The following is a 21689-nucleotide window of genomic DNA, read 5'->3' as shown; positions in this document are numbered from 1 at the left end:
TCGACACCAAGGCCATGCTGCCGCTATGCCCCGGATATGCCCGCACCTTTTCCGATACCGACCGAATACCGGCACAAGCACACCTGGCTCGAAGATATTCAGGGCCTGGGTATTTCGCTGATCACGGCCAGCGTCGGAATCGTGTTCCTGTCGTCGCTTGGCTTCCTGACCGGGCAGACGGCGGGCATCGCGCTGATCATTTCGTATTTGACGGGCGTCAGCTTTGGCACGGTCTTCTTCCTGGTGAACCTGCCCTTCTACGCCTTTGCCTGGCGTCGCCTGGGGCCAGAGTTCACTCTGAAATCCATCCTCTGCGTCACCGCCCTGTCGGTGCTGGTGGACTGGCTGCCCAGTATGATGCACTTCGACGTTCTGAACCCGATCCTGGGCACACTGGTCTTTGGGGTTCTGACCGGTTTCGGGCTGCTGGGCGTGTTTCGCCACAAGGGGTCGCTTGGCGGGCTGGGCGTCATCGCCCTGCTGATCCAGGACCGCACCGGGTTTCGCGCCGGATACGTGCAACTGATCGTCGACGCGGTGATCTTCGCCGCCGCTTTCTTCCTGTTCGACCTGCCGGTGGTGCTATATTCGCTGTTTGGCGCGGCCGTCCTGAATGGCGTCATCGCCTTCAACCACGACCGCGACCGCTATATCGCGGACTAGCGCCCTTCAGGGCGTCGACACCTGCCCGCCGCCGACACAGATCTTCACCCCCGTGGTTGACGGGCACGACGTCGGCAGCCCCCGCGCCACCCGCACGGCAAGATAGGCAAAGGCCTGCGCTTCCAGCATGTCGCCATCCAGCCCGACGGCCTCGACCGGCTGGACCGGACAGTCCAGCGCGACCGACAGCATCTCCATCAGTACGGGGTTCATGCGTCCGCCTCCGGTGACCAGCACCCTTTCGGGCGGCTCCGGGCAATGCTCCATCCCCCGCAGGACCGAGGCCGCGGCCATCCCCATCAGCGTCGCCGCCGCATCCGCATCGGCCAATTCGCCAACCAGCGACATCATTTCGGGAAAGGCGTTGCGATCCAGTGACTTCGGCGGAATCCGCGAGAAATAGGGATCGTCCAGGAACAGCTCCAAAGCGCCGGTTTCCACCGTGCCCTGCATCGCCAGCGCGCCGTCCTTGTCATACTCCAACCCGCGCCGGGCAAAGACCAGATCGTTGACCGGCGCATTGGCAGGCCCGGTGTCAAAGGCCAGAAGCGCGCCCTCGTCCTCGGGCCGCGCGATGCGCGGATCGACCCAGGTCAGGTTGCCGACGCCGCCCATGTTCAGAAAGGCCACCGGGGCCGTCGCCCCCATCCAGCGGGCACAGGCGTGGTGATAAAAGGGCGCAAGCGGCGCGCCCTCTCCGCCCATTTCCACGTCGGATGACCGGAAATCCCAGACCACCGGAAGGCCAAGCGCCTGGGCCAGTGCATCGCCATTGCCGATCTGAAAGGTGCCCCGCCCGCGCGGCTCATGCGCCAGGGTCTGGCCGTGAAACCCGACCAGCGCCACGTCGCGGAAGCCGGACAGAAGCGCCTGGTGCGCCTGCATCACCACGGCCTCGGCCGCATCCACGTCCGGACCGCCGGGCCATTGCCCAAGGGCCGCACGCAGGGCCGCACGCTCATCGCCGGAATAGGCGCGGTATTCGCTTTCGCCGAATCCCAGGATCTCGTGCCCGTCGGTCACCACGACGGCGGCATCCACCCCATCCAGCGACGTGCCCGACATTGCCCCCAGGGCCCGGACCGGCCCTTTCTTTCCCACTGCGTTCGACACGGTCTTTTCCTTTGCCTGCCAGCCCTGTACAGACTGCCCCCTACAGACTGCACTGCACAGCAATCCGGGACAAGAGACATGACATACCATCCCAAGTCCGAATTCATGGCCACCATTCAGGAGCGCGGCTTCATCGCCGATTGCACCGATTACCAGGCCCTGGACGACGCCCTCAACGCCGGGATGGTGACCGCCTATATCGGCTATGACGCCACGGCGAAATCGCTGCACGTCGGCCACCTGATGAACGTCATGATGCTGCGCTGGCTGCAGAAAACCGGCCACCAGCCGATCACCCTGATGGGCGGCGGCACGACCAAGGTGGGTGATCCCTCGTTCCGCGCCGATGAACGCCCCCTGCTGACGCCCGCGCAGATCGACGACAACATCGCCGGGATGCAGCGCGTCTTCTCGTCCTTCCTGGACTACGAAAAGATTGGCAACCCGGCCCTGATGCTGAACAACGCGGAATGGCTGGATCACCTGAACTACCTGGAATTCCTGCGCGATATCGGCCGCCACTTCAGCGTCAACCGGATGCTGTCGTTTGAATCGGTGAAATCGCGCCTGGACCGCGAACAATCGCTGTCCTTCCTGGAATTCAACTACATGATCCTCCAGGCCTATGACTTCATGGAGCTGAACAACCGCTACGGCTGTCTGCTGCAGATGGGCGGCTCGGACCAATGGGGCAATATCGTCAACGGCATCGACCTGACGCGCCGTGTTCTGGATCACGAAATCTACGGGCTGACCACGCCGCTGCTGACCACCTCGGACGGGCGCAAGATGGGCAAATCCGCCAATGGAGCCGTCTGGCTGAACGACGAAATGCTCTCGCCCTACGAATACTGGCAGTTCTGGCGCAATTCGACCGACGCCGACGTGGGCCGCTTCCTCAAGATCTTCACCGAACTGTCGGTTGACGAATGCGATCGCCTTGGCGCGCTTGGCGGGTCCGAGATCAACGATGCCAAGGTGATCCTTGCGAATGAGGCCACGACCCTGCTGCACGGCGCCCAAGCCGCTGCCGCGGCCGAGGCCACGGCCCGCGAAGTCTTTGAAAAGGGCGGCGTGGGCGACGACCTGCCGACGCTTGAGCTGACGGCCGAGGAAATCGGCGACGGCATCTCGGTCGCCCAGCTGATCGTGCGCACGGGCCTCGCCAAGACCGGGAAAGAGGCCAAGCGCCTGATCGCCGACAACGGTGCCCGCATCGACGACGCGCCCCTGTCTGACGCGGGCCTGATGCTGGACGCCGCCGCTCTGGCCTCTCCGGTCAAGCTGTCTGCCGGCAAGAAGCGCCACGCGCTGGTCAAACTGGCCGGCTGACCGGCCAATTCCGGCATCGGGCCAGCCCCGGTGCCGGACGCAAGGATGCGCGCCCTTCTCCTTTTTCTGCTGCTTCCCACCCCGGGCCTCGCTGACGATTGGTCCGACCGCAAATGCGCGCTCTACCAATCTGCCTTCGATCACGCCGTTGCGGCCCTGGGACAGGACGGGCTCCGCCCCGGATTCCTGAAGGAAAACGACGCCTTCATCGCCAACGGCTGCACGGGCCCGGAAAAGGTCTGCGCCCGCACGGACCAGGAAATCGCCCTGGCCAACATGCTGACCGTCATGACGATGAGCGAAGGCATGGCCTCGACCTTCGTGCCCTTCTCCTGCGCGCCCTGATCCTCTTTAGTTTTCTTAAATATCCCGGGGGAAGGCGGCCCCGCCGCCTGGGGGCAGCGCCCCCAATTCCGCCGTTGAAATCCCGCACCAGCCCCCCTATATCTTCCCTGTCGGGCAACCGACTATGGACATAAACGCGCTCGTAATAAGCGGATCGGACCCGGGGGCGGTACCCGGCGGCTCCACCAAACTCTTTCCGGCGGCAACCTTCGTTTGGGGCTGCATTCGGAACCGGGGGGCCGAAATAGGATCGACGGACGTCTAAAGGGGTTTGCTTTGTCTCGGTGAGATACCACCGTTATCGGTTCAACAAGTACAATTGCAAACGACAATCGTGCTCCGGTTGCTCTGGCTGCGTAAGCAGTTCGAGGAATCGAAATCTAAGTCCTTGCGCCTAGCAGTGTAAGGCGGGGTTCGCAGGTACCTGGCAACAGAAACCTGCACTTCACTCCCCCCTCCGACCCGCCCATTCAGCGCCCTGTGTCACCCCATTCGGGATGCGATAGGACAAGTTTCCATCACTTCCCCGCCTGACCGGAGTTAATCGCTTCCGTTTCGGAAAAAATACCTTATGCTCAAGGTGGAATGTTTCGGAAGTGTCTATGTCACGTTCAATAGAATACGGTAACCTGATGCATCGCGCGATGCGCGGTCTGATCCAGGAAGTCCTGGGCGATGTCGCCGAAAACGGGCTGCCAGGAAACCACCATTTTTTCATCACCTTCGACACCACCCACCCCGGGTCGGCGCTGGCGGATTGGTTGAAAGAACGCTACCCCAAGGAAATGACCGTCGTGCTGCAGCATTGGTACGACAACCTCGAGGTTGGCGACGAAGGATTCGGCATCACGCTGAATTTCGGCGACTCGCCCGAGAATATGTACATTCCCTATGACGCGATCCTGACCTTCGTCGATCCTTCCGTGGAATTCGGCCTGCGGTTCGAAACCCAGGGCGAGGACGAGGAAGAGGCAGCCCCCGAACAGGCCGAACCCCTGCGCGCCCCGCGCGATGATGAGCCAGAGACCAAGCCAGAGCCGCATGCCGCGGACAAGGAAGGCGAAGTCGTTCAGCTGGACAAATTCCGCAAATAGGCGCTAGCGCCCTGTTCTGCGTGAATTTTTTGTAAAAAAGAACGGCCTGTCTTGCGTCACGCCCGCCTTCGGCTTTGATCGGTCTCAGCACTGACCAAAGGCAGAAGGACCAGGTTCATGGCCAGCGATTTCACTGTTTTCCTGGGCGAGATGATGCGCCGCCCGAACGAGGTCCGGGCAATTGCGCCTTCCTCGGCCGCCGTGGCACGCAAGATGACCGAAGGGGTCGAACGGACCACCGGCCCCGTCGTCGAAATCGGCCCCGGCACCGGCAGCTTCACCCGCGCCATCCTGGATCGCGGCGTTGCCCCGGACCGGCTGACCCTGGTCGAGCTCAACCCCCGCTTCTGCGAAGAGCTTCGGCGCAAGTTCCCCGGTGTCACCGTCTTCAATTGCCCCGCGCAGGAGATCGAGAAACTGGGCCTGACCGACATCTCGATGGTCATCTCGGGCGTGCCGGTTCTGGCGCAGCCCCAGGTGCAGCGCGACGTGGTTGGACGGGCCTTCAACGTGATGGCACCGGACGGGGTTTTCGTGCAGATCACCTATTCTGCCAACGCGCCGATCCCGGTGCAGACCCAGGCCGAAATGGGCATCACTGCACGCAAACGCGGAACGATCTGGGCCAACCTGCCGCCTGCCCGCGTCTTCGAATTCCGCCGCAAGGTTCAGTAAACGCCACAGCGGCGATTACTTGACCCGATGTTCCAGCATGTCGAGGAAGACGGCGACATGCTGGCGCAGCACTTCGACGTTTTCGGTGCTACGCGACGCTGTCCAGACCCCGGCCGAGAAGATCGCCGTCAGCCGTGCCAGCGCCTTGCGATGCGCCAGCGGCAGATTCGACGTCTTTTCCCGCTGCAGCGCCATGGTAAAGGCGTTCTCAAGCCGCGTGTTATGCTCGGCAACCTTGCGCGCGACCTCGGGGTCGTGCGGCGCGGTCTCGGTCGCGGCATTGGCGATGAAACAGCCCGGACCGGGCAGCCCGATGCCCTCGGCCATCTCGATCAGACGCCCGAAATAGGCTGTGATCGCCGGCAACCCGGCCGGAGAGCTGAAGACAGGGTTCAGCACCGGCGCCACCACATGTTCGTGGTAGCGCGGGAAACACGCCAGATAGAGCGCATGCTTGCTGCCGTAATCGGTGTAGATGCCGTGACGGCTGACCCCGGTCTTCTTCACAAGGGTGTCCATCGACGTCGCCTCGTACCCGCCGTACCAGAACTGGGCAAGCGCGCTGTCGGCAAGGCTTTCGGGGGTATGTGACGGTTTGCGTGGCATACCCAATATATGTCGGAACACGTATTCTGACACAAGATCTATCTGACACGCATAGGAAGAAATCTGCCGCTCCCGCGCCGCGATTGCGCAGGCCGACCCGACGTCGTATAGCAGGCCGAACGTCATCTATCGGAGTTGCACCCAATGACCCAGACCCGTACCGAAAGCGACAGTTTCGGCCCGCTGGAAGTTCCCGCAGACAAGTATTGGGGCGCGCAGACGCAGCGCTCGATCATGAACTTCCCCATTGGCTGGGAAAAGCAGCCCGTCGCCATCGTCCGGGCCCTTGGGGTCATCAAGAAAGCCTGCGCCATGGCCAACAAGGCCAACGGCGACATGGATGCCAAGATCGCCGACGCTGTGATCCAGGCCGCTGGTGAGGTAGTTGAAGGCAAGTTCGACGACAACTTCCCGCTGGTCGTCTGGCAGACCGGGTCCGGCACCCAGTCCAACATGAACTCGAACGAGGTCATCGCCAACCGCGCGATCGAAATCCTCGGCGGCGTCATCGGCTCCAAGGATCCGGTTCACCCGAACGATCACTGCAACATGGGTCAGTCGTCCAACGATACCTTCCCGACCGCCATGCACATCGCCGCGGCGATGACTGTACGGGACGTTCTGCTTCCCGGTTTGAACAAGCTTCTCAAGGGCTTGGAAGCTAAGTCGGAAGAATTCAAGGACATCATCAAGATCGGCCGGACGCATACCCAGGATGCGACCCCGCTGACCCTTGGCCAGGAATTCTCGGGCTATGCGCACCAGATCCGCCAGGGCATCAAGCGCATCGAAGCCGCGCTGCCCGGCATTTATGAACTGGCCCAGGGCGGCACCGCTGTCGGCACCGGCCTGAACACCAAGAACGGCTGGGGCGAACAGGTCGCCGGCAACATGGCCGAAATCACCGGCCTGCCCTTTGTCACCGCCCCCAACAAGTTCGAAGCGCTGGCCGCACATGACGCCATGGTCTTCATGTCCGGTGCCCTCGCCACTGTTGCCGGTGCGATGTACAAGATCGCCAACGATATCCGTTTCCTCGGCTCCGGTCCCCGCTCGGGTCTGGGCGAGTTGATCCTGCCGGAGAACGAACCCGGCTCGTCCATCATGCCCGGCAAGGTCAACCCGACCCAGGCCGAAGCCATGACCCAGGTCGCCGCGCATGTCATGGGCAACGACGCCGCGATGAAGTTCGCGGGCTCTCAGGGGCACTTCGAACTGAACGTCTATAACCCGATGATGTCCTACAACCTGCTGCAATCCATGCAGCTTCTGGGCGACGTCGCCGACAGCTTCACCGAGCGTATGCTGAACGGCATCCAGGCGAATGAGCCGCGCATCGACAAGCTGATGAAGGAATCGCTGATGCTGGTGACGGCGCTGGCCCCGACCATCGGCTATGACAACGCGACCACGGTTGCCAAGACCGCGCACAAGAACGGCACCACCCTGAAGGAAGAGGCAATCGCCCTTGGCTTCGTGGATGCCGAAACCTTCGACAAGGTCGTGCGCCCCGAACAGATGATCGGCCCGAAAGGCTGAGCCATCTCAACGGTTTGAATGCGAAAGGGCGGCCCATCTGGCCGCCCTTTTTGCATACGCGCCCTGGGCCCGATGCGTTTTCCATTGGCGCGCCCCCTGCGCGGGCTTAGGGTGGCCGCATGTCCAATGTCGTGAACTTCAACCGCGCGCGCAAGGCACGCGACAAGGCCGGGAAGAAGGCCAAAGCCGATGAAAACGCGGTGAAATTCGGCCGCACAAAGGCCGAGAAGTCGCAGGACAAGGCGACTAGGGATCTGGCAACGCGCAAGCTGGATGGTCATCTGCGCGACACCACCGGGGATGATCAGGACGGATGACCACCCGGCCGCAGAAACATTCGCTGACCCTGCACGGACATCGCACCAGCGTGTCGCTGGAGCCGGAATTCTGGCAGGCTTTCCGCGACATTGCGCGGGAAAAGGACGTGGCGATCAATGTCCTTGCGGCCGAGATCGACCAGACGCGCGGCACGGACGCCGGATTGGCCTCGGCCATCCGGGTCTACGTGCTGAACCATTATCGCGGGTAGTTATTCCGCCGCCGTCTTGCCTTCGGGCGCAGAATGATCGCCCGAGGCCTCGGCCTTGGGGGCATCGTCCGACTTCTTGGCGCGCGGCTTGCGGTTGTAGGTGCGCTTGGGCTTGGTGGCAGGCTCGTCCGAGCCGCGGCCCTCGGGCGTTTCGACCAGGTTGCTGTCGGATGCGCCGCCTTCGATCACCTCGGGCTGATCGCCGGCACCGGGATCCTTGACCTGATCCTTGGCGTCGTTGTTCGACTGGTCGGCGGTTTCCTGACGGGCACGATCGCGATCGCGATCGCGGTCGGCCTGACGCTTGCGGTTCTCAGCCTCCTGCTGTTCGCGCTGCTTGTCCTGTTCCTTCTGGGCGGCCCCCAGCATGCGCAGGTAGTGTTCCGCGTGCTGCTGGAAATTTTCCGTGGCCACACGGTCGCCCGCCAGCTGCGCGTCGCGGGCCAGCTGGTTGTATTTGTCGATGATCTGTTGCGGCGTGCCGCGAACCTTGCCTTCGGGACCGGAGGAATCAAACACCCGGTTGACGATATTGCCGATAGACCGATTGCGGTTCGACTTGTTGCGCGAACGTGATTTCGAAGATCTCATGGGCCTTTATTGAGCCTTGCTAAATTGGCGGTCGTTCAGCCCATGCAGCGCAGAAACTAAGGCGCAGCGGGCGAGTGACGTTTTGGGCTTACCAATGTCAGGGCAGATGCGCGAAAGCATCGCCGACATGACATATATAACGAATAAACATGTCCCAATGGTGAATACAAGGGTTAAGTGGCCTTTGTCGGCCAGATCGCGCTAACGGTCTGATCGTGCGGCCACAACGCGATCATGGCCGTTCAGATCCTGAATGACCTGCACATCCCGCAGCCCCGCCGCCTGAAAAAGCGCCGTGACGGCCTGCCCCTGGGTCAAACCGATTTCCACCAGAAGACGCCCGCCCCTTGTCAGATGGTCTGGCGCTTTCGCGGCTATGCTCCGGTAACAGCCCAGCCCGTCGCCGCCATCGGTCAGCGCCATATGCGGTTCGTGATCACGGACCTCGGGCGCAAGGTCAGGCATTTCGGACGTCGCGATATAGGGCGGGTTCGACACGATCAGATCAAAGCGCCCCGTGACGTTGGAAAACCAATCCGATTGCAGCAGCGTCAGCCGGTCGGCCACACCGATGTCACGGGCATTGCCGCGCGCCACCGCCAGTGCCTTTTCCGACAGATCCACCGCGACACCCTGTGCCTGAATCCGTTCGGCAAGCAGGGAAATCACGATGCAGCCAGACCCTGTTCCCAGATCCAGAACGCGTTGAAAGGTTTCGCCAAGCGCCTGATCAATCAGGGTTTCCGTATCGGGTCGGGGATCCAGAACGTCCGGTGTGACATGGAAGTCATGTCGCCAGAACGATCGTGTTCCAATGATCTGGCTGACCGGTTTGCGAAGCACCCGTTCTGCCACCGCAGCCTCAAGGTGCTGCCGTGTCAGTGCATTCGGCTGATCGCGGTCCTGAGGATCGCCGGAAGCCGCCCCCTTGGCGTAGGCCCAGTCGAACAGTTTGCGCATGTCGCGGGCCGCGTCGGGGATGCCTGCGGCCTCAAGCCGGGCTATCAGGGGGCGCAGGTTCACCCCTCCATCTCCGCCATCAGGGCGGCCTGATGATCGGCGATCAGCGCGTCGATCACCTCGTCCAGATCGCCCTGCATCACCTGGTCCAGACGATAAAGCGTCAGGTTGATCCGGTGGTCGGTCACGCGGCCCTGCGGGAAGTTGTAGGTGCGGATGCGTTCGCTGCGGTCCCCCGACCCGACCTGAGCCTTCCTGTCCGCCGCGCGTTCGTCGGCCGCCTTCTGGCGCTGTGCGTCGAACAATCTGTTTCGCAAGACCTGCATGGCGATGGCGCGGTTCTGGTGCTGTGACTTCTCGGACGAGGTCACGACGATGCCGGTCGGAATATGGGTGATCCGCACCGCGGAATCGGTGGTGTTGACATGCTGGCCACCTGCCCCGCTGGCGCGCATTGTATCGATGCGGATGTCCTGCGGGTCGATGTGGATGTCGACCTCTTCCGCCTCGGGCAGCACGGCGACCGTCGCGGCCGAGGTATGGATCCGCCCGCCGCTTTCGGTTTCCGGCACGCGCTGCACCCGGTGCACGCCGCTTTCGAATTTCAGCCGCGCAAAGACGTTGTCTCCCTGGATGTTGCCGACGACCTCCTTGATGCCGCCCAGCTCGGTCTCGCTGAGTTCGACGATGTTGAACTTCCAGCCGCGCGCCTCGGCATAGCGCTGATACATGCGCAGCAGGTCGCCGGCGAACAGCGCCGCTTCGTCCCCGCCGGTGCCGGGACGGATTTCGATCATCGCCGGGCGGGTGTCGGCCGCGTCCTTGGGCAAAAGAGCGATCTGAACCGCATGCTCCAGATCCGGCAGGTCCTTGGAAATGCGATCAATTTCTTCGTCCGCGAGGGCGCGCATCTCGGGATCGTCGCGCAGCATCCGCGCCTCGTCCAGACCGGCGGTCGCCTCTTGCCAGGCCTGGATCGCCCCGACGACAGGCCGCAGTTCGGCATATTCGCGCGACAGGGCGGCAAAGTCGCCGCCCCCTTCGGCCATGCGGGCCTCAAGATATTCAAAGCGTTGCGTGATCTGGGCGAGACGGTCGAGGGATATCATGCAAGTGCTGTCCCCTATTCGGAACATTTGGTCAAGGGCCGGACCTGTGCTAGCCTTGCGTCCATGTCGCGTTTGGTCCTGTTCCTTGTCCCGGGGCTTTGTCTTGCCCCCCAGATCGCCCCTGCGGATGTCACCCAAGGCGGCAAGACAATTGACTGTTATTGCACCGACAAGACCGGCGCGCGCGTCGAACTGGGCCAGACGATCTGCATGCAGGTCGACGGACGCATGTTCATGGCGCAATGTCAGATGTCGTTGAACGTCCCCATGTGGCGAGAGCTGAGCGAAGGCTGTCTTTCGACCAAAGCCACGCCTCAAGGTCCGCAGTCCACGCCGGGCCCAACAGCCGGCGGCGTCACGCAGGGCTAGGGATTACAGATCGTTCCGCGAGGCCGCGGGAAACCAGCTGTGATCCACGTCGTCATAGCGGTTCTCATAGCCCGCAAGATCGCGAAGCACCTCGGGTTTGAGGATCCGCACATAGGGGCGATGGATCTCGATCAGGCCTTCCTCGGTGAAGGCCTTGAGCATGCGGTTCACGTAGACCTTGGTCAGGCCGAGGACCTCGCCGATGTCGACCTGTCGCAAAGGCAGGCGGAAACGGCGGCCCAGATCGGGGTTGGTGACCAGCAGACGTTCGTGCAGGTCCAGCAGGAAATGCGCCATACGTTCGCGCGCGGTCCCTGCCCCCATCACGGCAAGCCGGTCCATCAAGGACACCTGGTCCAGCCCGGAAATCGCGGTGAACAGCGCCGCGACACGTGGGGCCTTGTCATAGATCGCGGTCATATGCGCGTTCGGGAACGGGCAGACCGTTCCGCTGGTCAGCATCACCACGTCATGGGCATTGCGCGACAGCCCCAGACCGGTCAGGCCGATGACCTCACCCGGCAGGTAGACGCGCAGCACCTGGCCACGGTTGTCGGGCAGCGTGCGCCGCGCCACGGCCCAGCCTTCCTTCAGCACGAACAATTCCTCGGCCGGGGTGCCGGCTGCGACGACCAGCGCACCCTTGGGCATCGCGGTCTCGTTGTCCTCCATCCGGGCGATGAAACGGAATTCATCATCGTTCAGCTTGGCATACCGCTCCAACCGGCTGGCAAAGCAGCTGGCCGCCCGCGCCGGCGCACCAGGGGCGCTCGGGGGTGTAGATCTGTCTCGCTGATGGAGTGGCTGATCCATTACGTGTTTCTGTCCAGTACAGGGTTACGACGCCGCAGCGCCTGTTGGTGGGATCAACACGCCAGACAGGCGGCAAGTTCCGCCCGGGCCCGGTGCCCGGACGTCTGTGTGGGGACGTAAAACTGCCATTTTCGCCCTTTTCACGTGGCGTTTCCCTTTCGCTCGCGCACCCGTTTTGCCGGGAAACCGGCACAGGTCTTCTGGCCCGGAGGCACCCTGCTCAGGGCCGCCATCCAGTGCTGTGGACACGAAAATATGACAGCAAAATCGGCCCGCCAATTGTCAGTGAAGTCAAAAGGTTAGCGTGGGGTGAATTAATCGCTGTGAAATTGAATTAGTTTACCACTTGCCCGCCGTCACAGGCCGCTGAACCGGCCCGGACTTGCCAGAATCGGGCCCAAAGCGCAGAGTTAAGGGATTAAACGCACCGAAATTGCCGCAAAAGCACCGCGACCGGGCTAAAGATTTGTCCCATATTTGGGGGCAAGCTGGGTCGCATCTGATTTGACGAACGGAAAAACGCCATGCTGAAGCCGCAGGAACAGCAAGAGCTGCTGGCGCGTCGCCATGCGAGGTTGTTCGACCTGCTGCGCGCGGGCGAAATCTCGGCCAATGCGCTGCCCCTGTCGCCCGGTCCTCAGCCCGAGATCCCCCGGGATGACCACACGCTAGAGACACTGCGCGATACCGCGATCGCGTCCTTTACACCGAAAAAACCGGGGCTGCCGCGCCTTCGCTGGCGACAGACACGCTGATCCAACCCGTGGATCAGCCGCGATAGCCGGTCGCCACCACGAATTTTTCCGAAGAATCCGACCGCGATGCCGGCGGTTTGAAGTTCACGACTTTGTCGAACTTCTGTTTCAGCAGCTTCTGCAACTCGCCCTCGGCGCCACCGGCCAGAACCTTGGCGACGAATGTGCCGCCCGGGGACAGCACGTCAAAGGCAAAATAGGCTGCCGTTTCGCACAGAGAGATGATCCGCAGGTGGTCCGTCTGCTTGTGCCCCGAGGATGCGGCGGCCATGTCGGACATGACCACGTCGGCCTCGCCCCCCAGCCAGTCCTTCACCTTCTCGTCGGCGTCGTCTTCCATGAAATCCAGCTGATGGATCTCGGCCCCCGGCAGCGGCTCGACCTCTTGCAGGTCGACACCGATGATGCGGCCCACGGATTTGCCGCGCTTTTCGCCAAGCGCGTTGATCCGCGGCACGGCGACCTGCATCCAGCCACCGGGCGCACAGCCAAGGTCCACCACCCGCGCACCGGGTACGAGGAACCGGAACTTGTCGTCGATCTCCATGATCTTATAGGCCGCGCGGCCGCGATAGCCTTCGGCCTGGGCGCGCTGGACGTAAGGGTCGTTCAGCTGACGCTGCAGCCAGAGGGTCGAGGACAGTTTCCGCCCGCGCGCCGTCTTGACCTTGACGGTCAGGTCGCGCTGTCCGCGCCCCGAGGTGTTCTTTCCGGTCGGTTTCTTAACCACGACAGACCCTTTCCGCCATTTCCAAGGCGGCCCCGATTACGCCAGCCGCTGCAAAAAGCCAAGCCTTCCCTGCGGGGCCGGCCTTTGAAGGCGCACCAAGGCCCGGTTCAATAAGGCCCGTCCTCAAGCACCCCATGCGCCGACATCTGCGCATACAGAAGCCCTTCGCGCAGCCCCCGGTCCGCCACGGACAGCCGATCGGTTGGCCAGCAGCGCAGAAGGGCCTGAAGGATGGCCGAGCCCGACATGATCAATGCCTGCCGGTCCTGCCCGATACGCGGATCACGGCGCCGCCCTTCGGGCCCAAGCGACAGGTAATCGCGGATCACCTTGTCGATCTGGTCCGAGGACATGCGCAACCCGTCCACCTTGGTCCGGTCATAGCGCTTCAGCCCCAGATGCGACGCCGCAACGGTGGTCACCGTGCCGCTGGTGCCGATGATCTGGAAACCCTCACGCGCCTGTTCGTCCTTGTAGGGGGCGAATTCGGCCAGCGATTCTTCGAAGAACCAGGACATCAGGGCAAAGCGCGCGGTGTCGTCCTGAACGTCCCGGAACTGGTCGCGCAGGGTCGCCACGCCAAGCGGCACGCTGATCCAGTCGACGACCTTGGCCGCCGGAAAGGGGCTTTCGGGGGCATGGAAGCCCGCATGAAGCCGCATGATCGCCTTGGGCCGTTCGCGCGACGGCACCGCCGTCAGGTCGATCCAGACCAGTTCGGTCGACCCGCCGCCGATATCCACGACCAAAAGCTGTTCGGTCCGCGTCGACACCAGAGGGGCGCAGGAAATGACCGCCAGGCGGGCCTCTTCCTCGGGTTTGATGATCTCAAGCGACAGGCCGGTTTCGCGGCGCACCTGCGAAATGAAGCGTTCGGCGTTGCCGGCACGGCGGCAGGCCTCGGTCGCGACCAGCCGCATGTGGCGGACGCGGTGACGCTTCAGCTTTTGCTGGCAGACGCGCAGCGCTTGGATCGTCCGGGTCATGGAAGACCGGGACAATTGCCCAGATCTTTCCAGACCGGCGCCCAGCTGCACCGATTTCGAAAAACTGTCGACCACATGAAACTGGCTGCCCTTTGGCTGGGCAATCAACATGCGGCACGAATTCGTGCCCAGATCCAGCGCGGCATAAAGCTCGGATGGATCCGGCGGGTTGGGTACGGGGCTCTCGACCGGCTTCGGGAATGCGCCCGCACCTTTGGGACGCCTGGGCGCCATCGTTGCGCCCTCCTGATACGTGTTAGGGAAAAGGTAGTCGACGGCCCATGTTTGCGCAAGCGCCGCCGCGCAACTTGACGCGAAATCATCGGGTCCGCGCGCCCGCGCCCTGCCCGCCCGCGACACGATTCATAACGGTCATGAGAAATACGGCGATTCGACAGGGCCGATCGCATCTGGATTCGCCGATCCGCCCCCGTTAGACCTGACCCCGCGTCGCGGCTGCGATGCGAGATGTCGAAAACGACACCCGAAATCACCCCCGCCTGCCGTATCTCAGGGATACCGGGAACGAAGGAACCGCGACCATGGCCCAGACCGAAATCACCCTTGTTTGCTGGCGGGATATCCCCGCGCAGGTGATCGTCGGCAAGGGTCGCAAGGCAGCCAAACAGGTGCTGTCCGAGCGGTTCGAGCAGGCCATCGACCGCGCCGCCATGAAGGTGGGCGCGTCCGATACCGACGCTTATCTTGCGGAATGGCGCAAGGTCTCTCTTCCCCCGGCCGAGGGCGCGCCCTCGGACATCGCGGCCGGCGAAATCGCCCGGCTTGAGGCGGAATACGATCAGGCGCGGCTCAAGGCCCTGATCGCCAACGATGGCTGGGCATGACACCGCCCCGCTGGAGGGACAGATTGATGGGAATTCTGAATTTCGCCCGCAAGGCGTCAGTGGAACCGGTGAACGCGGATCTTGAAGCCTTCCTGCAGGGCTATTCGATCGAGGTGATGCCCCGCACCGCCGAGAAGGTCGAGGATTTCACCGCGCATCTGCCCCGCGGCACGCGCGTCTACATCGCCCATATCGACGGCACCCCGATCGAGGACATGGTCGCCACCGCCGCCCGTCTGTCGGACGAAGGCTTTGACGTCATGCCGCATTTCCCCGCGCGCATCATCCGCGATGCCGCGACGCTGGAAGACTGGGTGAACCGCTACCAGGCCGAGGCCGGCGTGACCCAGGGCCTGATCCTGGCCGGCGGCGTGGCCGAGCCCGCGGGCGATTTCCATTCCTCGATGCAGCTGCTGGAAACCGGCATCTTCGATCGCGCGGGCTTTGACCGCCTTCATGTCGCCGGCCACCCCGAGGGCAACCGCGACATCGACCCCGACGGGTCGGACAAGATGGTGATGGAGGCCCTGCGCTGGAAGCAGGCCTTTGCTGAGCGCACCGATGCCAAGATGTCCATGGCCACCCAGTTCGCCTTTGACGCGGATCCGATCATCGCCTGGGCCAACCGCCTGAAAGACGAAGGAATCGAGATCCCGATCCACATCGGCATCGCTGGCCCGGCCAAGCTTCAGACCCTGATCAAATTCGCCATCGCCTGCGGCGTCGGCCCGTCCCTGAAGGTGCTGCAGAAACGCGCCATGGACGTGACCAAGCTGGTTCTGCCCTATGAACCGACCGAGGTTCTGTCGGCGCTGGCCCGGCACAAGGCCGAAACGCCCGACAGCCTGATCGAACAGGCGCATATCTTCCCGCTTGGCGGCATCAAGACCGCCGCCACCTGGGTCACCGAAAACGCCGGTTCCGCCGGTACGCCCGCCAACCAATCCTGACCATCTGAAAAGCAAGGGACCACCATGACCCGCACCGTGATCGAAAGCAAAACCAAGACCGTCGTGATCGGTTTCGACGAACCCTTCTGCGTCATCGGCGAACGTATCAACCCCACGGGGCGCAAGAAGCTGGCGGCAGAGCTTGAGATGGACGATTTCTCGACCGTCGAAAAGGACGCTGTCGAACAGGTCGCCTGCGGGGCCATGGTGCTGGACATCAACTCGGGTGCGGTTTTCACCAACAAGATGGCCAGCGACCCGCGCTATGCCGACAACAACTTTGTCGAACCGATGCTGATGCCGGAACTGGTCAAGCGGGTGCAGGCGCTGGTTGACGTGCCGCTGTGCATCGACAGCTCGGTCCCCGGCGCGCTCGAGGCCGGTCTTGAAGCCGCCGAAGGGCGTCCCCTGCTGAACTCGGTCACCGGTGAGGAAGAGCGGCTGGAACTGGTTCTGCCCCTGGTCAAGAAGTACAACGTGCCCGTCGTGGCGATTTCGAACGACGACACCGGCATTTCCGAAGACCCCGAGGTCCGCTTTGCCGTTGCCAAGAAGATCGTCGAACGCGCCGCAGATTTCGGCATTCCCGCCCATGACATCGTGGTCGATCCGCTGGTGATGCCGATCGGGGCCATGGCCACCGCCGGTCAGCAGGTCTTTACCCTGGTGCGCCGTCTGCGGGACGAACTGGGCGTGAACACCACCTGCGGTGCGTCGAACGTGTCCTTCGGCCTGCCCAACCGCCATGGAATCAATGCGGCCTTCCTGCCGATGGCCATCGGCGCCGGTATGACCTCGGCGATCATGAACCCGGTCCGCCAGGTGGAGATGGAGGCCATCAAGGCCGCCAACCTGCTGATGAACCACGACCCGAACGGCGGCAACTGGATCGGCTTCTCGCGCGTGCTGGATGCCGTGAAAGAAGGCGCAACCTTCCCCGAGGCCGCACAGGCCGCCCAATCCGCAGGTCGCGGTGGCCGTCGCCGCCGTCGCTAAGGATCAAGTGTCAGACATCGAAACGGCGTGCCCCCAGGGCGCGCCGTTTTTTATGCAATACGCCCATTTTTGCCATGGCAGCGTAACCCCGCCTTAACGCCTGCCCGCCTATGACATTCCTGATCTCATGGACCTGACGCGCCTGCCGCCTGTCAGTCACCCCACGTCAAGGAAGGTGTCGATGGCCGAACCGTACAAGCTGCCGCCGAAACTCGATCTCTCCGCCGCCACGGCGCTTGCCGCCGATCTGAAGGACCGGCTGGATGGGGATCTGACCCTGGATGCGTCCGATGTGACGCAATTCGGCGCGCTGGGGGCCCAGGTCGTCGCCTCTGCCGCGATCAGCCTCTCGGCCGCCGGTCACAGGCTTAGCCTTGTTCAGACCTCTGACCGGGTTCTGGAACAGCTCACTCACCTCGGCTTCACCCCCGAAACCCTGACGGAGGCCACGGTATGAGCCTGACAGTCCTTGCCGTGGATGACAGTCGCACGATGCGCGACATGATCCGCATGTGCCTTGTGCCCGCCGGTTTCGATGTTCACCTGGCCGAAGACGGCGTCGACGGGATCGAAGTTTTGGATGGCCTCGACCCGGATGCGATCATCACCGACATCAACATGCCGCGCATGGATGGCTTCGGCTTTATCGACGCCGTGCGCAGCCAGGAAGAACACCGCGCCACACCGATCCTGGTCCTGACCACCGAAAGCGCCCCAGAGTTGAAGCAAAGGGCCCGCAACGCCGGGGCCACCGGCTGGATCGTGAAACCCTTCGACCCGCAGAAACTGGTCAAGGCCCTGACCATGGTCACCGGATAAGGGGGCGGCCGCATGAACGACACCAATGACCCGATGGCCGAAATCCGCGCCTCTTTCTTCATCGAATGTGAAGAACTGCTCGAGGCGCTGCAGGACGGCCTGCAACAGATGGATGACGGAAGTGACGATCCTGAAACGATCAACATCGTCTTCCGCGCTGTGCATTCCATCAAAGGCGGCGCCGGGGCCTTCGGGCTTGAGGATCTGGTTCGCTTTGCACATCGCTATGAAACCGTCCTGGATGAGGTCCGCAGCGGCAAGCTGACCGCGGATGCCGAAGCGATGAAGGTCTTTTTCCAGGCCGCCGACCACCTGTCCGACCTGGTGCGCATGTGCCGCGACGGGCAAGACATTGATCCGAATGGCGGCGATAACCTGATCGCGGCGCTGAACGCCTTCCTCGGCGACACCGAGGAAGAAGAGGTGACCGCCGAAGATTTCCAGCCGCTCGGCGTCATGACGCTGGATCTTCCGGACCTGGATGCCCCCGCAACCCCGCCGGAATACGAGATCCTGTTCAAACCGGGGCAAGAGCTGTTTACCACCGGCAACGAACCCCAGACCCTTCTGCGCAACCTTGCCGCCCTGGGGACCGCACAGGTGCGTTGTGATCGCGGCGACCTGCCCGACCTTTCCTCTCTCGCTCCGGAAACCCCGTATTTCTCTTGGAATATCACCCTTCAGGCCGAGGTCATGGAGGATGAAATTCGCGAGGTTTTCGAATTTGTCGATGGCCTGTGTGAATTGACAATCACACGCTTGGACGACGACACCGAAAGCCCCTCTGCCCTACCCGACCTTCCCGCAGTCGCGGAGGAGCCGGAGCCCGAACCAACGCCAGCCGCTGCTTCGGTCGAACTGGCGCCCGAACCGGCCCCACCCAAACCGGTGGCAAAGCCTGAATCATCATCTGACGCCGCACCACCCGCCAAGGCTGCAGGCCCGAAATCGGTGGTCCGTGTCGATCTGGAACGGATCGAACGGCTTGTGAATCTGGTCGGAGAGCTGGTGATCAATCAGGCCATGCTGGCACAAAGCCTGGATCAGGCCGGCCTCTCGCCCCATTCCGATGCGATGAACGGGCTTGAAGAATTCCAACGCCTGACACGCGACATTCAGGATAGCGTCATGATGATCCGGGCGCAGCCGGTGAAGTCATTGTTCCAGCGCATGTCTCGCATCGTCCGCGAAGCCTCTGCCGCCGTGAAGAAAGACGTCCGCCTGATCACCGAAGGCGAAGCGACCGAGGTCGACAAGACCGTGATCGAACGACTTGCCGACCCCCTGACGCACATGATCCGCAATGCCGTGGACCACGGATTGGAAAGCACGGCGGACCGGAAAGAGGCCGGCAAGGAAACCACCGGCCACGTCCGCCTCTCCGCCGCGCACCGCTCTGGTCGCGTCATCATCGAAGTCTCTGACGACGGGGGCGGCATCAATCGCGACAAGGTGCTGGGGATCGCCAAATCCAAGGGGCTCGTGCCTCAGGATGCCTCTCTCACCGATGGTGAGATCGACAACCTGCTGTTTCTGCCCGGGTTTTCGACCGCCAGCCAGGTGTCCGACCTATCCGGCCGCGGTGTGGGCATGGACGTGGTCAAGACGTCGATTCAGCAGCTCGGCGGACGGATCGCGATCACCTCGGAACGGGGCAAGGGCACGACCTTCTCGATCAGCCTGCCGCTGACCTTGGCCGTACTGGACGGTATGGTCGTGAACGTGGCCGGCGAAACTCTGGTTCTCCCGTTGAACGTGGTCGAGGAAACTCTGTCCCTCGGCCCCGAGGATGTTCAGATGCTGCGCCCCGGCCACAATGTTGTCCGCGTGCGTGGCGGCTTCGTTCCTCTTTACGATCTGGGCATCATGCTCGGCTACCGGGGTGCCCGCGATACGCTGGCCGGGGCGATCGTGCTGCTCATCTCGCTCGAGGATGGGACGCGCGCCGCACTTGTCATCGACGGCATCCAGGATCAGCGCCAGGTCGTCATCAAGGGCCTCGACGACAGCTTCTACCGTGCCCCCGGGATCGCCGCCGCCACCATTCTCGGCGACGGCCAGATCGCCTTGATCCTCGATCCCGCCGACATCATCGCCGCCGCCGGCCCCATGCGCCACGCTGAACTGGCCCGTCCTGAAAGGAAAGCCGTCAATGAATGACCAACCCAAAACCCAGGGGTTTGAGCTCCTGACGTTCCGGGTCGCCGACCAGGAATATTCGCTCGACATCATGTCTGTGCGCGAAATCCGCGGCTGGACCCGGACGACGCCGATGCCCCATGCCCCGGAATTCATGCGCGGCGTCATCAACCTGCGCGGCACTGTCCTGCCCGTCATGGACCTGGCCCGCCGTCTGAACCTGCCCACACGGGAAACCAGCGATCGCAACGTGATCATTGTCGTGAAGATCAACGGAACCCTGACCGGTCTTCTGGTGGACGCCGTGTCGGACATCGTCGCCATGACAGAAGACGACCTGCAACCGCCGCCCGAACTCTCGTCGGATCCTCACATGTCCGTGGTGCGGGCCCTGACCGTCATCGACGACCGAATGATCCGAGTCCTGGATCTGTCCGCTGTCGTTCCCGCCACCGCGGATGAGGCCGCATGAGCGTGATATCCCAAGGCTCCGGCACGATCAGCGAGACGGCCTTCGCGACGATCTCGTCTCTCGCAAAAGCAGAGGCCGGGCTGGTGCTGCCGCACTCGAAAGTGACCATGGTACAGTCCCGTCTGCGAACGCGTCTGGCTGCAACTGGAATCGACACCTACGAGGCATATGCCAAATTCGTGTCCGCGGCCGAAGGCTCGGCCGAACGCCGATTGATGATTTCAGCTCTAACAACAAACGTTTCGCATTTTTTTAGGGAAAATCACCATTTCGATATCCTGAAGAAAGATGCTCTTCCGGAACTCTTGCGTCGCGCCAAATCCGGCAAACCGGTTCGGATCTGGTCTGCTGGCTGTTCCAGTGGCCAAGAGCCCTATTCAATCGCAATGCTAATCCTGGATGCGACCCCGGAACTGGCAAGCTTGGATACACTCATCTTAGCCACAGATATCGACCCAAAAATCCTCGAGAAAGCGGAAGTTGGTCAATACAGCACACAACAAATCACGGGTATTCCGGAAGACATGCGCAAGCGATACTTGAAACCGGGTAACAGCTCAGACGCTCATATTGTCACGCCGAATGTCAAACGCATGGTGCGGTTCCGGGAACTGAATTTGCTGCACGATTGGCCCATGCGGACACAATTCGACGTCATCTTCTGTCGAAACGTTGTGATCTATTTTGATACGCCGACGCAGGACGGCCTGTGGCCACGTTTTGAATCCGCGTTGCATCCGCAGGGGTGGTTCTTCTTGGGCCATTCCGAACGTGTCTCGGAACAGGCTCTGCCTCGTTTTTCATCCGTCGGCATGACAGCCTATCGGCCAATCAACGCATCAAACGCCACACACGCCTAAAGGAACCCTGTTATGGCTCTACGCGATCAAATTCGAATCATGGTCGTGGATGATATGTCCACCAGCCGGGGTCTTATCACTCAGGCCCTCGACGCATTCGGCGTCCGGAATGTTGCCAGTACGGCGGACGGTCCTTCTGCTTTGAAGGCGCTTGAATCTACCCCTGTGCACTTGGTTATCTCAGACTACAACATGCCCGGGATGGATGGGCTTCAACTGCTGCACAGACTGCGGAGCGGAGCCAAGACCAAAGGGGTTGGATTCATTCTGATCACAGGAAAAGCCGACAAGGCGATCATCGATCAGGGCCGGAAATTTGGAATGAACAACTTTTTGAAGAAACCGTTTGAACCCAAGGACCTTCAAGCCTGCATCGAAGCGGTAGTCGGACGACTCTGA

Annotated in this window: 27 protein-coding genes and 1 other RNA gene; 20 read left to right on the top strand and 8 right to left on the bottom strand. The window is 62.3% G+C overall.

The features are described 5' to 3' along the window. Positions 1 to 36 precede the first annotated feature (36 nt). Complete coding sequence (locus BMX99_RS15145; protein WP_093453677.1) at positions 37 to 663, top strand: YitT family protein; 627 nt, start codon at positions 37 to 39, stop codon at positions 661 to 663. A gap of 6 nt (positions 664 to 669) precedes the next feature. Here the strand turns inward: BMX99_RS15145 and BMX99_RS15140 are convergent, their stop codons facing one another. Further along, positions 670 to 1776: an anhydro-N-acetylmuramic acid kinase gene (locus BMX99_RS15140; RefSeq protein WP_093453675.1), complete on the bottom strand. Its 1107-nt coding sequence runs from the start codon at positions 1774 to 1776 to the stop codon at positions 670 to 672. Positions 1777 to 1854: 78 nt separating this feature from the next. Here BMX99_RS15140 and tyrS point away from each other — a divergent pair, with 78 nt between their 5' ends. From tyrS to BMX99_RS15115, 5 genes are all read left to right on the top strand, one after another. Further along, on the top strand, positions 1855 to 3108 hold the full coding sequence (gene tyrS / locus BMX99_RS15135; RefSeq protein ID WP_093453672.1) for a tyrosine--tRNA ligase: 1254 nt from the start codon (positions 1855 to 1857) through the stop codon (positions 3106 to 3108). Between the two features lie 45 nt (positions 3109 to 3153). Beyond that, a complete protein-coding gene (locus BMX99_RS15130) occupies positions 3154 to 3453 on the top strand; it encodes a hypothetical protein (RefSeq protein ID WP_093453669.1) in 300 nt (99 codons plus the stop codon). Between the two features lie 70 nt (positions 3454 to 3523). Further along, positions 3524 to 3898, top strand: a transfer-messenger RNA (tmRNA) gene (gene ssrA, locus BMX99_RS15125). Between the two features lie 157 nt (positions 3899 to 4055). Continuing rightward, positions 4056 to 4547: an SspB family protein gene (locus BMX99_RS15120; protein ID WP_093453666.1), complete on the top strand. Its 492-nt coding sequence runs from the start codon at positions 4056 to 4058 to the stop codon at positions 4545 to 4547. A 117-nt stretch (positions 4548 to 4664) separates the two neighbouring features. Then, the gene (locus tag BMX99_RS15115; RefSeq protein ID WP_093453663.1) at positions 4665 to 5222 is read left to right on the top strand and encodes a class I SAM-dependent methyltransferase; all 558 of its coding nucleotides are present in this window, start codon (positions 4665 to 4667) and stop codon (positions 5220 to 5222) included. Between the two features lie 15 nt (positions 5223 to 5237). Here BMX99_RS15115 and BMX99_RS15110 read toward each other — a convergent pair whose 3' ends face one another. Next, a complete protein-coding gene (locus BMX99_RS15110; RefSeq protein WP_170848763.1) occupies positions 5238 to 5828 on the bottom strand; it encodes a TetR/AcrR family transcriptional regulator in 591 nt (196 codons plus the stop codon). A 144-nt stretch (positions 5829 to 5972) separates the two neighbouring features. Between BMX99_RS15110 and fumC the strand changes: the two genes are divergently transcribed. The 3 genes from fumC to BMX99_RS15095 all read left to right on the top strand — a co-directional run bounded on the left by fumC (position 5973) and on the right by BMX99_RS15095 (position 7896). Then, positions 5973 to 7367, top strand: coding sequence for a class II fumarate hydratase (gene fumC / locus BMX99_RS15105; protein ID WP_093453657.1), 1395 nt, complete (start codon positions 5973 to 5975; stop codon positions 7365 to 7367). Positions 7368 to 7486: 119 nt separating this feature from the next. Beyond that, positions 7487 to 7684, top strand: coding sequence for a DUF4169 family protein (locus tag BMX99_RS15100; RefSeq protein WP_093453654.1), 198 nt, complete (start codon positions 7487 to 7489; stop codon positions 7682 to 7684). Further along, on the top strand, positions 7681 to 7896 hold the full coding sequence (locus BMX99_RS15095) for a ribbon-helix-helix domain-containing protein (protein ID WP_093453640.1): 216 nt from the start codon (positions 7681 to 7683) through the stop codon (positions 7894 to 7896). The genes BMX99_RS15100 and BMX99_RS15095 overlap by 4 nt, the downstream gene beginning before the upstream one ends. Here BMX99_RS15095 and BMX99_RS15090 read toward each other — a convergent pair whose 3' ends face one another. The 3 genes from BMX99_RS15090 to prfA all read right to left on the bottom strand — a co-directional run bounded on the left by BMX99_RS15090 (position 7897) and on the right by prfA (position 10556). After that, positions 7897 to 8487 carry a DUF4167 domain-containing protein gene (locus BMX99_RS15090; protein ID WP_093453637.1) on the bottom strand — a complete coding sequence of 197 codons (591 nt, stop codon included), beginning with the start codon at positions 8485 to 8487 and terminating at the stop codon, positions 7897 to 7899. Between the two features lie 201 nt (positions 8488 to 8688). Beyond that, complete coding sequence (gene prmC / locus BMX99_RS15085) at positions 8689 to 9510, bottom strand: peptide chain release factor N(5)-glutamine methyltransferase (RefSeq protein WP_244525557.1); 822 nt, start codon at positions 9508 to 9510, stop codon at positions 8689 to 8691. Beyond that, positions 9507 to 10556: a peptide chain release factor 1 gene (gene prfA, locus BMX99_RS15080; protein WP_093453634.1), complete on the bottom strand. Its 1050-nt coding sequence runs from the start codon at positions 10554 to 10556 to the stop codon at positions 9507 to 9509. Before prfA ends, prmC begins: the two co-directional genes overlap by 4 nt. 63 nt (positions 10557 to 10619) lie before the next feature. Between prfA and BMX99_RS15075 the strand changes: the two genes are divergently transcribed. Further along, positions 10620 to 10925 (top strand): hypothetical protein, encoded by a 306-nt coding sequence (locus BMX99_RS15075; RefSeq protein ID WP_093453631.1) that lies wholly within the window; start codon positions 10620 to 10622, stop codon positions 10923 to 10925. A 3-nt stretch (positions 10926 to 10928) separates the two neighbouring features. Here BMX99_RS15075 and BMX99_RS15070 read toward each other — a convergent pair whose 3' ends face one another. Continuing rightward, entirely contained in the window at positions 10929 to 11648 is a 720-nt protein-coding gene (locus tag BMX99_RS15070) for a Crp/Fnr family transcriptional regulator (RefSeq protein ID WP_170848762.1), read from the bottom strand. Between the two features lie 614 nt (positions 11649 to 12262). On the opposite strand from BMX99_RS15070, the gene BMX99_RS15065 reads away from it, so the two are divergent. Then, positions 12263 to 12493 carry a hypothetical protein gene (locus BMX99_RS15065; RefSeq protein ID WP_093453625.1) on the top strand — a complete coding sequence of 77 codons (231 nt, stop codon included), beginning with the start codon at positions 12263 to 12265 and terminating at the stop codon, positions 12491 to 12493. 13 nt (positions 12494 to 12506) lie between these two features. Here BMX99_RS15065 and BMX99_RS15060 read toward each other — a convergent pair whose 3' ends face one another. Both BMX99_RS15060 and BMX99_RS15055 read right to left on the bottom strand, forming a co-directional pair. After that, on the bottom strand, positions 12507 to 13223 hold the full coding sequence (locus BMX99_RS15060) for an RlmE family RNA methyltransferase (protein WP_093453623.1): 717 nt from the start codon (positions 13221 to 13223) through the stop codon (positions 12507 to 12509). A 107-nt stretch (positions 13224 to 13330) separates the two neighbouring features. Beyond that, positions 13331 to 14443 (bottom strand): Ppx/GppA phosphatase family protein, encoded by a 1113-nt coding sequence (locus tag BMX99_RS15055; protein ID WP_093453620.1) that lies wholly within the window; start codon positions 14441 to 14443, stop codon positions 13331 to 13333. Between the two features lie 308 nt (positions 14444 to 14751). Between BMX99_RS15055 and BMX99_RS15050 the strand changes: the two genes are divergently transcribed. The 9 genes from BMX99_RS15050 to BMX99_RS15010 all read left to right on the top strand — a co-directional run bounded on the left by BMX99_RS15050 (position 14752) and on the right by BMX99_RS15010 (position 21689). Beyond that, the gene (locus BMX99_RS15050; RefSeq protein WP_093453617.1) at positions 14752 to 15054 is read left to right on the top strand and encodes a virulence factor; all 303 of its coding nucleotides are present in this window, start codon (positions 14752 to 14754) and stop codon (positions 15052 to 15054) included. Between the two features lie 26 nt (positions 15055 to 15080). Further along, positions 15081 to 16004 carry a methylenetetrahydrofolate reductase gene (locus BMX99_RS15045; RefSeq protein ID WP_093453614.1) on the top strand — a complete coding sequence of 308 codons (924 nt, stop codon included), beginning with the start codon at positions 15081 to 15083 and terminating at the stop codon, positions 16002 to 16004. Positions 16005 to 16028: 24 nt separating this feature from the next. Beyond that, positions 16029 to 17000: a methyltetrahydrofolate cobalamin methyltransferase gene (locus BMX99_RS15040; protein ID WP_093453611.1), complete on the top strand. Its 972-nt coding sequence runs from the start codon at positions 16029 to 16031 to the stop codon at positions 16998 to 17000. Positions 17001 to 17181: 181 nt separating this feature from the next. Beyond that, positions 17182 to 17457, top strand: a complete 276-nt coding sequence (locus BMX99_RS15035; protein WP_170848761.1) for an STAS domain-containing protein — start codon at positions 17182 to 17184, stop codon at positions 17455 to 17457. Beyond that, complete coding sequence (locus BMX99_RS15030; protein WP_093453603.1) at positions 17454 to 17819, top strand: response regulator; 366 nt, start codon at positions 17454 to 17456, stop codon at positions 17817 to 17819. The genes BMX99_RS15035 and BMX99_RS15030 overlap by 4 nt, the downstream gene beginning before the upstream one ends. A 12-nt stretch (positions 17820 to 17831) precedes the next feature. Further along, positions 17832 to 19979: a chemotaxis protein CheA gene (locus tag BMX99_RS15025; RefSeq protein WP_093453600.1), complete on the top strand. Its 2148-nt coding sequence runs from the start codon at positions 17832 to 17834 to the stop codon at positions 19977 to 19979. After that, a complete protein-coding gene (locus tag BMX99_RS15020; protein ID WP_093453597.1) occupies positions 19972 to 20430 on the top strand; it encodes a chemotaxis protein CheW in 459 nt (152 codons plus the stop codon). Before BMX99_RS15025 ends, BMX99_RS15020 begins: the two co-directional genes overlap by 8 nt. After that, positions 20427 to 21290 (top strand): CheR family methyltransferase, encoded by an 864-nt coding sequence (locus BMX99_RS15015; protein WP_093453595.1) that lies wholly within the window; start codon positions 20427 to 20429, stop codon positions 21288 to 21290. Before BMX99_RS15020 ends, BMX99_RS15015 begins: the two co-directional genes overlap by 4 nt. Before the next feature lie 12 nt (positions 21291 to 21302). Next, on the top strand, positions 21303 to 21689 hold the full coding sequence (locus tag BMX99_RS15010) for a response regulator (protein WP_093453592.1): 387 nt from the start codon (positions 21303 to 21305) through the stop codon (positions 21687 to 21689).

This window comes from Pseudooceanicola nitratireducens (genome assembly GCF_900109195.1).
In the GTDB taxonomy this organism is placed as follows: Bacteria; Pseudomonadota; Alphaproteobacteria; order Rhodobacterales; family Rhodobacteraceae; genus Pseudooceanicola; species Pseudooceanicola nitratireducens.
This window is presented reverse-complemented; position numbering and strand designations above follow the sequence as displayed.